General features: G+C 47.0%; 11 protein-coding genes. 10 read left to right on the forward strand and 1 reads right to left on the reverse strand.

The features are described 5' to 3' along the window. Window positions 1-16 precede the first annotated feature (16 nt). A complete protein-coding gene (locus tag ACF8CV_RS06340) occupies window positions 17-1,360 on the reverse strand; it encodes a glutamine synthetase family protein (RefSeq protein ID WP_005500353.1) in 1,344 nt (447 codons plus the stop codon). 340 nt (window positions 1,361-1,700) lie between these two features. Between ACF8CV_RS06340 and ACF8CV_RS06345 the strand changes: the two genes are divergently transcribed. The 10 genes from ACF8CV_RS06345 (at window position 1,701) to ACF8CV_RS06390 (ending at window position 13,746) form a co-directional block, all read left to right on the forward strand. Further along, window positions 1,701-2,447: a gamma-glutamyl-gamma-aminobutyrate hydrolase family protein gene (locus ACF8CV_RS06345; protein ID WP_005464627.1), complete on the forward strand. Its 747-nt coding sequence runs from the start codon at window positions 1,701-1,703 to the stop codon at window positions 2,445-2,447. Between the two features lie 18 nt (window positions 2,448-2,465). Then, the gene (gene puuR / locus ACF8CV_RS06350) at window positions 2,466-3,023 is read left to right on the forward strand and encodes an HTH-type transcriptional regulator PuuR (RefSeq protein ID WP_015296870.1); all 558 of its coding nucleotides are present in this window, start codon (window positions 2,466-2,468) and stop codon (window positions 3,021-3,023) included. A 35-nt stretch (window positions 3,024-3,058) separates the two neighbouring features. After that, window positions 3,059-4,543, forward strand: a complete 1,485-nt coding sequence (locus tag ACF8CV_RS06355; protein ID WP_138937496.1) for an aldehyde dehydrogenase — start codon at window positions 3,059-3,061, stop codon at window positions 4,541-4,543. Between the two features lie 37 nt (window positions 4,544-4,580). Then, window positions 4,581-5,858, forward strand: coding sequence for an FAD-binding oxidoreductase (locus tag ACF8CV_RS06360; protein WP_005464517.1), 1,278 nt, complete (start codon window positions 4,581-4,583; stop codon window positions 5,856-5,858). Between the two features lie 17 nt (window positions 5,859-5,875). Further along, window positions 5,876-6,742, forward strand: a complete 867-nt coding sequence (gene aguB, locus ACF8CV_RS06365; RefSeq protein WP_005485617.1) for an N-carbamoylputrescine amidase — start codon at window positions 5,876-5,878, stop codon at window positions 6,740-6,742. Between the two features lie 12 nt (window positions 6,743-6,754). Further along, the gene (gene aguA, locus ACF8CV_RS06370; protein ID WP_025635410.1) at window positions 6,755-7,837 is read left to right on the forward strand and encodes an agmatine deiminase; all 1,083 of its coding nucleotides are present in this window, start codon (window positions 6,755-6,757) and stop codon (window positions 7,835-7,837) included. 54 nt (window positions 7,838-7,891) lie between these two features. Further along, window positions 7,892-9,319, forward strand: coding sequence for an NAD-dependent succinate-semialdehyde dehydrogenase (locus tag ACF8CV_RS06375; protein WP_171055875.1), 1,428 nt, complete (start codon window positions 7,892-7,894; stop codon window positions 9,317-9,319). A gap of 14 nt (window positions 9,320-9,333) precedes the next feature. Next, the gene (gene gabT / locus ACF8CV_RS06380) at window positions 9,334-10,605 is read left to right on the forward strand and encodes a 4-aminobutyrate--2-oxoglutarate transaminase (protein ID WP_120458762.1); all 1,272 of its coding nucleotides are present in this window, start codon (window positions 9,334-9,336) and stop codon (window positions 10,603-10,605) included. Window positions 10,606-10,868: 263 nt separating this feature from the next. Further along, entirely contained in the window at window positions 10,869-11,885 is a 1,017-nt protein-coding gene (locus ACF8CV_RS06385) for a manganese-dependent inorganic pyrophosphatase (RefSeq protein WP_162935435.1), read from the forward strand. A gap of 352 nt (window positions 11,886-12,237) precedes the next feature. After that, window positions 12,238-13,746 (forward strand): EAL domain-containing protein, encoded by a 1,509-nt coding sequence (locus ACF8CV_RS06390; RefSeq protein WP_025508951.1) that lies wholly within the window; start codon window positions 12,238-12,240, stop codon window positions 13,744-13,746. The last annotated feature ends 45 nt before the right edge of the window (window positions 13,747-13,791 follow it).

Genomic DNA, 13,791 nt, shown 5'->3' on the forward strand with positions numbered 1-13,791 from the left:
AGTGCATTTCCTTTGTTTATGCCGAGTGCAACATCCAGTCGATTTCCAATGGAGTAATCGCTCGCTCAAATTCTGCGAGTTCACTCCGCTTGCAAGCTAGATACAAGTCAATAAAGTCTTGTGAGATGTATTGAGCCAACTCGCTGTGCTCCAGTCGCTCTAGCGCTTCTGACATACGCAGCGGCAGTTCAACAGCATCGTCACTTAAGGTTGGCGGACATTGGTCTTTGGTGTAGTTATCACTCGCTAATACTGCGGAAAGTACTACTGCAGCGAGAATGTAAGGGTTAACGTCAGCGCCAGCGATACGATGCTCAATACGACGGTTTTTACTGTCGCTAATCGGCACACGCAGCGCCACGCCTCGGTGGTTTTCTCCCCAGTCAGCTTTTGTTGGCACATATGCACCCGGTAAAAAGCGGCGGAAGGAGTTAACGTTCGGACAAATCAAACCCATGGCATCGGAGGTTTGTGACAACATGGCTGCCATGGTTTGATAGAAGAAGGGACTAGCTTGACCATCGGTTTGACTAAAGTGGTTGTTACCATCTTTATCAACCAAGCTGAGGTGAATGTGCATGCCATTACCCGCTTGTTCACCAAAAGGTTTCGCCATAAATGTCGCATCAAACCCGTGCTGGTGAGCCACTTGGCGAATCAAACGTTTTGCAATGATGATTTCATCACACGCTCGCAGTACGTCTTTGGAATGGTTGAAGTTGATTTCGAACTGTCCCGGTGCAGACTCAGAAAGAGCGCCGGACGTATTCAACCCTTGCTCTAATGCGATTCGATTAAGATCGGTCAAGAAATCCGCGTAGTCATCTAATCCATCAAGGTCGTAAACCTCGGTGTCTTTTTCTCGTGTTTTCTTCGTTGGATTAATTGCCGTTAATGGTTCGCCATTTTCCCCGCGAGTTTTGTCGATTAAATAGAACTCTAACTCTAGCGCGACACATGGGTACTGATCTTTGGCATGCAGCGTTTGCAACATAGACGCGAGAATGTTGCGGATGAACAGTGGGTTAGGGTGTTGCCCGGTTTCATCCATCATACTAAGCAGTAGTTGGCCAACTTGTTCCTTTGCCGTTGGCATCAAGGTACCGCTGATTGGGTAACAGAGGTGATCTGGCTCTCCGAGATCTTCGCCCAAGCCTGCAGTTTCAACGACGTTACCTTTAGTATCGAGGGTGATGGTCGAGAGGGGGAGTGCTACCCCTTTATCAAGCTTCTCTAGTGCGTCTATCGGGATGCGCTTTCCTCTTGGAGTGGCATTGATATCGGTAAAGATAAGGTCAATAAACTCTATATCGGGCCATTTTTGTTTAAAATTTTGTACTTCCTGTAGATACGATTCCATTTTCTTCTCCAAATAGCCTGACGAGTAGAAATTAGAAATAACCAAATTAACAAATAAATTACAGTGTTTTAATTAAATCGTTTGTTTTTCAGGTTATTTTTAATTTAAACATGCACTTATACTGTGCTTTTGGTGTTTAACGGCTGGTTTTTATGTCTTTCCGTTAACTATTTTGTAACAGTTGGTTTTGTTTTGTTCAATATAATGAGCATAAATATTCAATTTAGTGGCCTAAATAGTGCGTTAGATCACGTTGTGACGATAATAACGAATATCCGTGTTGATAATTTTGTACATGGTTTGTAGGGTAAATGTTAAATAAATCGAACACGGAAATGTCATGTCAGGAACACGCAAACCCATCATTGGTGTGGTTAGCTGCACTAAAGAGTTAGGTGGCTATCAGATACAAGCGGTCAACGACTTTTACTTACGCGCCGTTAAGGATTTTGGAGGGCTACCGATTATGTTAGCTCCAGAAATGTCGGGAGACGACGTAGCCACCATATTAGACATGTGTGATGGCTTCCTATTTCCTGGTAGTCATTCGAATGTTGCTCCGCATCGATACAATGCAACACATGAAGAAAGCCATAAAGATGAAGCGCGTGATGAACTATCACTGACGTTAATTCGTCACGCGGTAGACCAAAACATTCCGTGCCTTGGTATCTGTCGCGGTTTCCAAGAGATGAATGTTGCACTAGGCGGCTCATTAAACCCAGCCGTTCACGACTCAGGCTTTAATGATCATCGCGAAGCGACTGTTGAAGATTTCGAACAAAAATACGCGCCCGCTCATGCGGTATTAGTGCAAAAGCAGAGTTTGTTTGAACAATGGTTGGTACAAAATCACTGGGAAAATACCACCTTTTTTGAAGTGAACACGCTGCACAATCAAGGCGTCGATCAGCTTGCTCCTCAACTGCAAGTTGAAGCTAAAGCCCCGGATGGCCTAGTAGAAGCATTTAGTCTTCCGCAACAAAAATTTTTCGTTGGCGTGCAGTGGCACCCAGAATGGAAAGCAAAAAACAATCATTTCTCTCAAATTTTATTCAATGAATTTATGATGGCAGCCTCTCGTTAAACGTTTGGAGCTGCATGAATGGACAATCATGAGATTGGTAAAAATATTGTTCAGTTACGTAAAAAACATGGATTGTCACAAAGGGAATTAGCCGAACGCGCTGGTATTACCCACAGTGCAATCTCGTCCATTGAAAATGGCAAAGTGAGCCCGTCGGTCAGCTCACTACAAAAAATCGTCAACGTATTTTCTTTATCACTGTCGGAGTTTTTCATTTTTGAACAATCTTCGAATGATGAAGTGAAAGTGGTCTTCAAACCGTCAGATCTCGTGGAAATTGGGAGCGAGACGGTATCCATGAAACTAGTGACGAATGGCGACAAAGATCAAGTTATTGGATTCTTGATCGAAGAATACGCACCACATGGAACAACAGGTGCGGCGGAAATCAGACACGAAGGCGAAGAGGTCGGCACGATTTTAGAGGGAGAAATCACTCTAGAGTACAAAGGCCAATCCTACGTCCTTACAGCCGGCGAGTCGTACATTATTGATACGACGAAGCCACATCGATTTACGAATCACACAGACAAGGCTTGTCGATTGATAAGTGCGCATACGCCAACCACATTTTAGTGGGGGCTTGCCTTGTGTGATCACAAGGAGAGCGTATGAAAACCCAAGAGCAATGGATTGAGCTAAAAAACAATCTAAACATCGAAAACAGGGCGTACATTAACGGTGAATACAGTGCCGCTTTAACAGGGCAAACCATCCCGGTAGTTAACCCAGCAACAGACGAGATATTCACCGAAATCGCCCGTTGCCAAAGTGAAGATGTCGACCTCGCGGTATCATACGCTCGCCAAGCATTTCAATCTGGTATCTGGAGTGAAAGCAGCCCAGCTCATCGCAAAGCAGTGCTTAAACAGTTTGCTGACCTGATTGATCAACACCAAGAAGAGTTAGCACTATTAGAAACTCTCGATACTGGTAAACCTATCTCTCACAGCTTCTCTACCGACATTCCTGGCGCGGCGAGTTCTTTGCGCTGGTACGCCGAAGCGATCGACAAAGTGTACGGTGAAGTTGCCCCAACAGAAAAAGACGTACACGCTTTTATTTCTCATCAGCCAATTGGCGTGGTTGCCGCGGTTGTGCCGTGGAACTTCCCACTTTGGCTCGCGTGTTGGAAGCTTGGCCCTGCTTTAGCAGCTGGTAACAGCGTGATCTTAAAACCTTCAGAGAAGTCATCACTGACCGCGATATTCTTAGGCCAGCTTGCATCTCAAGCGGGCTTGCCAACAGGCGTTTTCCAAGTCGTGACGGGTTTTGGTCATGAAGCTGGCGACGCGCTGGCGAAACACCAAGATGTAGACTGCATCGCCTTCACTGGCTCAACGCGCATTGCAGGTCAACTGATGGTCAGCTCGGGTGAGAGCAATCTAAAGCGTGTGTTTGCAGAAGCGGGCGGCAAGAACGCGAACATCGTGTTTGAAGATTGTGATGATTTAGACCGCGCAGCAGCAGAAACCGCTGCAGGGTGTTTCTACAACCAAGGAGAGGTGTGCGTCGCGGCAACCCGCTTGCTTGTTCACGAAAGCATCAAAGATCAGTTCATAGAAAAAGTTATTCAAGCGTCGAAAGCGTTCACGCCAAAAGACCCAATGAACCCAAGTTCATCCATGGGCGCGCTTATCGACCAAGATCATAAATCAAAAGTGTTGGAATACATCTCGTTAGGTGAATCAGAAGGTGCAAACGTGCGTTGTGGCGGCGATGTCGATGGGCAGGGCGCATTTGTTTCCCCAACCATTTTAGACAACGTCGACAACAAGATGCGTGTCGCCCAAGAGGAAATTTTTGGTCCGGTGCTATGCGTCATTCCATTCAAAGACGAAGCGCACGCAATCGAGATCGCTAACGATTCGAAGTATGGCTTAGGTGCTGCACTTTGGAGTAGCAATATCAACCGTGTCCATCGCGTAGCAAAACGACTGCAAGCCGGCTCGGTTTGGGTCAACAACTACAACGAAGGTGATATGACGGTCCCATTTGGCGGATTCAAAATGAGTGGAAATGGTCGAGACAAGTCTCTCCACGCGATTGAAAAATTCACCGAAACCAAAACCACTTGGATTCGCCTCCATCCTTAAGCCTGCTGACGATTACGATAAATAAAGGAATAGTTCTATGAACAAGCATACGGATTCGTTCTACGCGCACTCTGTGCCAAACATGCCGGAATACCCACAACTGCAAGACAACATCGAGTGCGATGTGTGTGTAGTCGGTGCGGGATTTTCTGGTCTTTCTTCTGCGCTGCACCTAGCAGAAAAAGGTTTTAAAGTCGTTGTGTTAGAAAGCGCAAAAGTGGGCTTTGGAGCAACTGGTCGTAACGGTGGCCAAATCGTTAACAGCTACAGCCGAGATGTTGACGTGATTGAAAGCCGTTACGACCAAAACCAAGCCAAAGCTCTGTGCGATATGATTTTTGAAGGCGGCGATATCATCCGTGGCCTGATTGACAAATACGACATCAACTGTGATTACAAGCAAGGTGGCTTGTTCACGGCACTGAATAGTAAACAACTCAAAGGGCTAGAAGAACATAAAAAGAACTGGGAGCGTTACGGCAACGACCAACTGACTCTGCTTGACGCAGGAGAGGTAGAACAAGCGGTAGGTACGAAAGTATACACCGGCGGTTTGCTGGATATGCGCGGTGGTCATATTCACCCGCTTAAACTGGCATTAGGTGAAGCCGCTGCGTTCATTTCTCTAGGTGGTCAAATCTTTGAGCAGTCGGCGGTCGTGTCGATTGATAAAGGGATGAACCCAGTAGTTAAAACTGCGCAAGGCAGCGTGAAGAGCAAGTACGTGGTACTGGCAGGTAACGCCTACCTTGGTGGTTTGGCACCAAACATCAGCAATAAAGCGATCCCGTGCGGCACGCAAGTGGTGGCGACTCAGCCTTTGAGTGATGAGCAGTTAAAACAAGTGCTAACCAGTGACTACTGCGTTGAAGACTGTAACTACTTGCTTGACTACTTCCGCTTAACCGCCGACAAGCGTTTGTTATTCGGAGGTGGCGTGGTTTATGGCGCACGTGACCCAGAAAACATTGAAGCATTGATTCGTCCGAAGATGGAGAAAGTCTTCCCACAATTGAAAGGCATCAAGATTGATTACACCTGGACGGGTAACTTCTTACTGACTTACTCACGCATGCCGCAATTTGGCTCGTTTGCAGACAACATTTACTACCTACAAGGCTACAGCGGTCACGGTGTAACGTGTACTCACCTAGCAGGTAAGTTGTTGGCTGAAACCTTGACCGGACACGCAGAACGCTTTGACGCGTTTGCGGCTCTAAAACATTACTCCTTCCCGGGTGGCCGCCACTTCCAAATTCCGTTTACGGCAATGGGCGCGGCTTACTACAACCTACGTGACAAACTGGCGATTTAAGAGATAAGGAATATCCAATGAGCAAAGTAGTGAAATTTGCAGCCCTTCAACTGACGAAAAGCTGGGATCTGGAAGAAAATCTAGCTAAAGCCAAAAAGGCGATTCGTGAAGCAGCACAAAACGGTGCGAACGTGATTCTTCCTCAAGAGCTGTTCGCCGCGCCTTACTTCTGCAAAAAACAAGAAGCGAAGTATTTCGAGCTCGCAGAAGAGACGGCAAATAGCCACCTTATTCAGGAAATGAGCGCACTGGCGAAAGAACTCGGCGTGGTTATTCCTGTTAGCTACTTTGAAAAAGCGGGCAACACGTTTTTTAACTCGCTAGTGATGATAGATGCCGATGGCACGGTACTAGATAACTACCGCAAGTCACACATTCCTGACGGTCCGGGCTACAGTGAAAAGTACTACTTTAGCCCTGGCGATACCGGTTTCAAAGTGTGGCAAACCAAGTTCGGTAAGTTCGGTGCCGGCATTTGTTGGGACCAATGGTTTCCAGAGCTTGCGCGCAGCTTGGCTCTGCACGGCGCGGAAGCGATTTTTTACCCAACTGCAATCGGTTCTGAGCCTCAAGACCCAACACTGGATTCTCGTGATCACTGGCAACGTACAATGCAAGGTCACTCGGCAGCCAACTTAGTTCCAGTCATCGCGTCAAACCGAGTGGGCACTGAGGTCGATGATGGCATCGAGACCACGTTCTACGGCTCTTCTTTTATCACTGACCACACTGGTGCAAAAATTGCCGAAGCACCACGTGAAGGTGAAACCATCATTTACGCAGAAATCGACCTCGCTGCGACAGCGAAAGCGCGTCACGCGTGGGGCTTGTTCCGCGACCGTCGTCCAGACCTTTACACCAGCGTTGGCAAACTAGCTGTTTAAAGAGGCGTTAAAATGAAGTTATCGACAACACCAGCGCAAGATGGCTTCTATTTTCCGGCTGAGTTTCAGCCGGTTAGTGAAGTTTGGCTAGCATGGCCAGAAAGGAAAGACAACTGGCGTGATGACGCATTACCCGCGCAAGAAACCTTTGCCAGAATCGCGAACTTAATCGCGGAAGTGACCAAGGTGTGCGTGGCGGTATGCTCGCACAACTTTGACCGAGCGCGTCAAATGCTCCACTCAGACGTACGTTTGGTGGAAATCCCATTTAACGATGCGTGGATGCGCGATATTGGACCGACCGTGCTCGTGAATCAGGCAGGAGAGCGCCGTGGGATTAGTTGGCAATTTAACGCGTGGGGCGGCGAGTACAACGGGCTTTATGATAACTGGCAGCAGGACGATCTTGTCGCTGGCTCGGTGTGCGACATCATAGGTATAGATTATTACCGCGCACCGTTTGTACTTGAAGGAGGGGCGATTCACACCGATGGTGAAGGCACCCTTTACACCACAGAAGAGTGCTTACTTAGTCCGGGGCGAAATCCGCAATTGAACAAAGCGCAAATCGAAGAGCAGTTAAAGGCGTATCTCGGTATCGAAAAAGTCATTTGGTTGCCAAATGGTTTATTCAATGACGAAACAGACGGCCATGTTGACAACCTGATGCACGTTATCGCACCGGGTAAGGTGGTACTAAGTTGGACCGATGACCCAAGCGATCCGCAATACGCGTTGTCTCGTCAAGCGGAACAAGTACTGAAATCTCAGCACGATGCGAAAGGGCGCGAGATTGAAATTGTCCGTTTGCCATTACCAGGTCCGTTGCATTACAGCGAGCGCGAAGCCAATGGCATTGACGCCAGTTCAGGAATGAGCCGACAAGCTGGTGAACGCCTAAGTGCCTCTTATGCGAACTTTCTTATCGTCAACGGCCATGTGTTCTTACCGATGTTGGATGAAGACACCGACGCCATTGCGATCGATATTTTGCAAAACGCGATGCCGGAATACCAAATCATCGCGATACCGTCTAGAGAGGTTCTACTGGGCGGAGGGAACATTCACTGCATTACGCAGCAGATCCCCGCTTAAACACAAGCTCGCCGCTGACTCAGCGGCGATGATGAGTTGTCAAAAGGAATGACCATGCAACAGATACAAAACCAAAGCCTTGTTTCGTTTATGGTAGCGAACCCACAACAGGGCATTGCAGTGACTAATCCGGCGACCGGAGAACTCCTCGGGTACGCACCAGTCTCAACCGAAAACGACATTTTAAATGGCATTGAACGTGCCAGTGTGGCGCAGAAAAAGTGGGCGGCACTGCCAGCAAAAACGCGCGCTGGCATGCTCAATCGTTGGTTCCAACTTCTGTTAGAAAACAAAGCCGACCTTGGCCGCTTAATGACGTTAGAGCAAGGTAAGCCGCTGGCTGAAGCTCAAGGTGAAGTGCTTTACGGCGCGAGTTTTATCGAATGGTTTGCTGAAGAAGCGAAACGTACCTACGGTGAGACGATTCCTGCGCCAAGTGCAGATAAGCGTTTGGTGACCATCAAACAGCCAATTGGTGTTGCCTGTGCGATTACACCTTGGAACTTCCCAATTGCGATGATCACGCGCAAAGCAGGGCCAGCTTTAGCGGCAGGCTGTAGCTTTGTCGTAAAGCCATCTGAATCCACGCCGTTGTCTGCGTTTGCGGTTGCAGAGCTCGCCTACCAAGCAGGCATCCCGCGCGATGTGCTGCAAGTGGTTCTGGGTGAAAATTCCCGTCAGGTAGGCGCTATCTTCACTTCGCATCCGTTGATTCGTAAGTTGTCGTTCACTGGCTCTACTCAAGTTGGTCGCGTGCTGATGCAGCAAAGCGCGGCTGACATCAAACGTACCTCAATGGAGCTAGGTGGCAACGCGCCATTTATCGTATTCGATGATGCGGATATTGATGCAGCCGTAGCGGGCGCGATGGCGTCGAAATTCCGTAACGCAGGTCAAACGTGTGTGTGTGCGAACCGTTTCTACGTACACAGCAAAGTGTATGACGAGTTCGTTGCTAAGTTCGACGCGGCGGTTCAGCAGCTCAACGTCGGTAACGGCTTAGAAGAGGGTGTAAACATCGGCCCTGTGATCAGCGAATCGGCAAAGCAAGGCATTCAAGCGCTTATCGACGGTGCTATTGAACAAGGCGCGAAGCCAGTCTCAGAACTTAAAAAGCTCGATGGTCTATTTATGCAGCCAGTGGTTCTCAAAGACGTTACTCACGACATGAAGATTGTCTCTGAGGAAATCTTTGGCCCTGTCGCACCAGTGATTCGCTTTGACAGCGACGCACAGCTGATCGAAATGGCGAACGACACCATCTATGGCCTCGCGTCGTACTTCTACAGCCAAAACATTCACCGTGTTTGGAAAATCGCAGAAGCGCTCGAATACGGCATGGTCGGCATTAACGAAGGCATGATCTCTACTGAAGTCGCTCCTTTCGGTGGTGTTAAGCAGTCCGGCATCGGACGCGAAGGAGCAAAACAAGGTATTGATGAATACATGGACGTGAAATATCTCTGCTTTGGCGGCAACTAATTAAGGACAAGACAATGACAAACCAACAACTACACGAAAGAAGAAGCCAAGTTATCGCTCAAGGCATGGGCGCACTGTACCCACTTTACGTCGAGAAAGCAGAAAACGCTTACGTGTGGGATATTGAAGGCAACAAATACATCGACTTTGCAGCGGGCATCGCGGTAACTAACACCGGGCATTCTCACAAACGTATCAGTGAAGCGGTAAAAGCTCAGTTGGACAACTTTTCGCACACGTGTGCGATGGTCACGCCGTATGCGTCATTCGTTGAGCTCGCGGAAAAGCTGACAGAACTTGCACCAGGTGAGACTAAGAAGAAAGCGATCTTTCTAACCACTGGCGCCGAGGCGGTCGAAAACGCTGTGAAAGTAGCGCGCGCTCATACGGGTCGTAGCGGCGTGATAGCGTTTAAAGGGGGCTTTCACGGTCGCACAAACATGACGATGGGGTTAACCGGTAAAGTTGCGCCATATAAAGCAGGCTTTGGTCCTTTCCCGAACGAAATCTACCACGCGCCGTACCCAAATGCGTTCCACGGCATCAGCGTTGAACAAAGCTTACAAGCGATCGACGATCTATTTGCTTGCGATATCGAACCTTCACGCGTTGCGGCGATCATCTTCGAGCCAGTGCAAGGTGAGGGCGGCTTCTACAAAGCACCTGCAGCGTTTGCACAAGGCTTGCGTCAGCTGTGTGATAAGCACGGTATCATGCTGATTGCCGATGAAATCCAAACAGGGTTTGCTCGTACCGGTAAAATGTTTGCCACAGAATACCTAGGCATTGAACCAGACCTAATGACAATGGCGAAAGGCATTGCTGGTGGTTTCCCAATCTCAGCGGTGGTTGGGAAAGCGGATGTGATGGACTCTGCGCTGCCGGGTGGTTTAGGTGGCACTTATGCGGGCTCGCCACTTGGTTGTGTTGCTGGTCTTGAAGTGCTGAAAATCATCGAAGAAGAAGATCTGTGTGCTAAAGCGATGGGCATCGGTGAAGTAGTCAATGCTCGTATGACGAAACTGCAACAGTCAGTGCCTGCTATCGGAGAAATCCGTACCACGGGTGCGATGATGGCGATTGAATTTACTGACCCAGAATCAGGTAAACCACTGCAAGAGATGACTAAAGCGGTGATTTCTAAAGCGCAAGAAAACGGCCTTATCCTGCTTTCTTGTGGAGTAAAAGCGAACGTGATTCGCTTGTTGCCGCCACTAACCATTGAGCCTGAAGTGCTTAGTGAAGGCTTAGATAAGTTGGAAAAAGTGATTCTTGAAGTGGCGTAATTCACGCGCTTTTAAATAGCAATAACAAGTAAAGGAAACGGTTGGCACCAATCGTTTCCTTTTTGTTTTTGGAAAATCGTCTCTCGCTTGTCTAAACGTCCTGTTTAAGTTGTAAGCGGAATCGATAAAAAAGTGTGTATCGACTCGAAAAACGTTTGCGATTCCAAGAATATCGGGTGAATTGGTAACTCGAAAAAATTACATTTGAATCAATGGTCTATGCAGTACCAATAGTAACTTACCACTCACCATTAAGGACTCAAATGAAACGTTCACTACTTGGATTAACCATGATTGCCTCTTTCAGCTGTTTGGCTGAGGGCGCTTTGGATCTCACCACGCTTTCAAACAATAATACCGACAACCTCGTATGGGTTGGACATTTGAGCCCAGACACCGATAGTGCCGTTTCCGTTATCCTTGCGTCACACATCTACGGCGGAGAAGCAGCGCTAACAGGCGAAGCGAACCCAGAAAGTAAGTTTGTGTTTGAATTTTGTGGCATGGACGCGCCAAAAGTGAAGGTGGACTTCTCTTCTCACCACATTGGTTTGGTGGATTTCAACCAATCGACTCAACTTGCAAAATCGGTTGATCCAACTTCCATCGTCGCAATCATCGACCACCATGCGATGGGCAGTTCGCCAATCAGCATGCCGCAAATCGTCACGATGGACATTCGTGCTTGGGGTTCAGCGGCAACAATTCTTACGGCAAATGCCGAGAAGTTAAACGTTAAACTGCCTAAGAATATTGCGTGTGCAGGTTTAGGAGCAATTTTGTCGGACACGGTTGTGTTCCAATCTTCGACTACCACTGAATATGACAAACAGTACGCGCAAAAGCTGGCGGACATTGCAGGCATCAAAGATATCAAAGGTTTTGGTGAACAAATGTTGTTGGCAAAATCGGATCTGAGCCATTTCTCAGCAGAGACGATTTTGACGATGGACTACAAGAACTTTGAATTCGCAGGTAAAAAGGTAGGCATCGGCGTAGCTGAAACGCTCAACGCGCAGCAGTTGATTGACCGAAAACAGGACTTCAACGAAGCCATTCAAGCGTATAAGAAAGCTCAGAATCTTGATTACTTGTTCTTCTCGATCACAGATACCAAGCACAAACGTGCAAACATGCTTTGGGCGGATGACGCAGATAAGAAAGTGCTATCAAAAGCTTTTGATGTGAAAATTGACAATGACATATTGGTATTGGATGGCGTGACGTCTCGCAAGCGTCAAATTGGTCCTGCAATTCAACAAGCGATTGAATCACTCTAGTGACTAAGCCACACTGAAAATAATGAAAAAACCACCGTTAAAGGTGGTTTTTTCGTTTTTGGCAAGACAGAGTCGGAAATTTAGATTCAACGCAAAAGAGCAGAAGAAAACAGTCTCCCGCTTGCGATAAGCCATTGCGTATATAATAAAGGTCAATTGCTATCATTATTAGCTCATAATCTCATGCGAGAGAGTTGTAAAAGCCAATGTGCAGCAGTAGTCTCTGCAAATAATTGCCGCTCAATCACTTATTCTTTGCGATTGAGAGTCCATCCCCACTTTTCCACTTATTAAAGTGAGATAGTGAACCTGCTTACTGAAAATTGTTCGTGGCAGAACATTAGGAGGAGTTTTGGCTAATAAGACAATAAGAAATGCCATCTTAATAGGGCTAGTCCCCATCATTATTTTTGCTGTCGCTTTTAATGCTTTGTCAAATTTATATGTTGGGCATATCAAAGAGGCGAAAATCGAAACGTTGGTTGAATACTTAAATCAAAGATCCACGTTTTTAGAGAGTGCCATTACCAAACAGATCGCCCAGCTCGATTTCAACTGTCAATCTGATGATATGAAAGTGTTGCGTGATCCTCGTTACTACAACCGCTACATTCGGTTTATTGGCATGACCACGGAAGATGGCGACTCGTGTTCAAGCATAGGGATGCCTGTCTCCAAAATTACGTCATCCAAACGGGTTCCAGTAGATACCAACTTCTATATTTCCTTGATTTTGCCGGAATACAAAGACCAAGCAGAATGGATGGTAATTTATGACAATCAGCACGTTGAGGTGTTTTGGGTTCTCGATAACAGTTGGGTAAAACAGCTTATTGCTGAGCCGTGTGAAGAGTGCTTATTCGTAAAATTTGAATATCACGAACCTATGTTTGGTGACCTTTCAATCAGTCGCGGCATGCCTAACATTATTGATGAAGACAATGCGCTATCGAGCGAGTTTTTCTTCTCTGATGAATCTCAGGCCAACATGCTCATCAAGATTTACAGTGGTGAAGCCTTGGCCGCATACGCGAATCAGCGTCTTTTCGTGTGGGGTGTGCCTGCTACTTTGATTCTTGGGATTGTGTTTGCGCTGTTTTATATCTCAAGTAAAAGCCTAAGAAAGTCTATCAAAGGCCTGATTCAAAACGGTATCAATAACGGCGAATTTATCCCTTACTATCAAGCTATTGTGGATAGTAGAGATGGCCAAACTGTAGGTTATGAAGCGTTGGTGCGTTGGTCAAGACGCGATGGTTTGGTGCCACCGAATATGTTTATTGGCGCCGCAGAAGAGAGCGGATTGATTGTTCCGATGACGAACCAGATGATTCGCAAAATCATCCAAGATCTTGAGTCACTGCCTGAGTCGATTTGGGTGAGTGTCAATATTGTCTCTTCTCATTTAGAAACCGGTTCGTTAACCAAACTGTTGGCAGATTTGAATTGGCCGTGTGCAAACCGAATTCATTTTGAGCTAACAGAAAGAATTCCGGTTAAAGACGTAGAAGCCGCGAAAAAAGAGATTCTCTACCTCACCAACAAAGGTTACAAGTTCAAAATTGATGACTTTGGAACTGGGTATGGTGGCTTTTCTTATTTGCAGGACTTGGGTATTCGCTGCTTGAAAGTGGACAAAATGTTCGTTGATCCAATTGGCTCAGACGACCAAAAACTCAAAGTGTTGGATTCTATTGTGTCTGCGGCGATGAAAGCGGAATGTGAAATGATTGCTGAAGGTGTAGAAAACAGAAAACAGATTGAGTATTTGGCTACGCACAATATCTATTTGATTCAAGGCTATGTGTACGCAAAACCAGAGCCAATCGAGAATATTGCTGAACCGAATCCGGAGGCGTAACTTCTGTTCGTTGACTTTAAAGGTGTCCAATGTGGCACCTTTTTT

This window comes from Vibrio sp. zbq_1 (assembly GCF_043102935.1).
GTDB classification, from domain to species: Bacteria; Pseudomonadota; Gammaproteobacteria; order Enterobacterales; family Vibrionaceae; genus Vibrio; species Vibrio parahaemolyticus.

What these genes read in the sequence shown, in the direction of transcription:
- ACF8CV_RS06375 (WP_171055875.1), top strand. Translation starts at nt 7,892, where the DNA reads ATGCAACAGATACAAAACCAAAGCCTTGTTTCGTTTATGGTAGCGAAC.
- aguA (WP_025635410.1), top strand. Translation starts at nt 6,755, where the DNA reads ATGAAGTTATCGACAACACCAGCGCAAGATGGCTTCTATTTTCCGGCT.
- ACF8CV_RS06340 (WP_005500353.1), bottom strand. Translation starts at nt 1,360, where the DNA reads ATGGAATCGTATCTACAGGAAGTACAAAATTTTAAACAAAAATGGCCC.
- ACF8CV_RS06360 (WP_005464517.1), top strand. Translation starts at nt 4,581, where the DNA reads ATGAACAAGCATACGGATTCGTTCTACGCGCACTCTGTGCCAAACATG.
- gabT (WP_120458762.1), top strand. Translation starts at nt 9,334, where the DNA reads ATGACAAACCAACAACTACACGAAAGAAGAAGCCAAGTTATCGCTCAA.
- ACF8CV_RS06355 (WP_138937496.1), top strand. Translation starts at nt 3,059, where the DNA reads ATGAAAACCCAAGAGCAATGGATTGAGCTAAAAAACAATCTAAACATC.
- ACF8CV_RS06385 (WP_162935435.1), top strand. Translation starts at nt 10,869, where the DNA reads ATGAAACGTTCACTACTTGGATTAACCATGATTGCCTCTTTCAGCTGT.
- puuR (WP_015296870.1), top strand. Translation starts at nt 2,466, where the DNA reads ATGGACAATCATGAGATTGGTAAAAATATTGTTCAGTTACGTAAAAAA.
- aguB (WP_005485617.1), top strand. Translation starts at nt 5,876, where the DNA reads ATGAGCAAAGTAGTGAAATTTGCAGCCCTTCAACTGACGAAAAGCTGG.
- ACF8CV_RS06345 (WP_005464627.1), top strand. Translation starts at nt 1,701, where the DNA reads ATGTCAGGAACACGCAAACCCATCATTGGTGTGGTTAGCTGCACTAAA.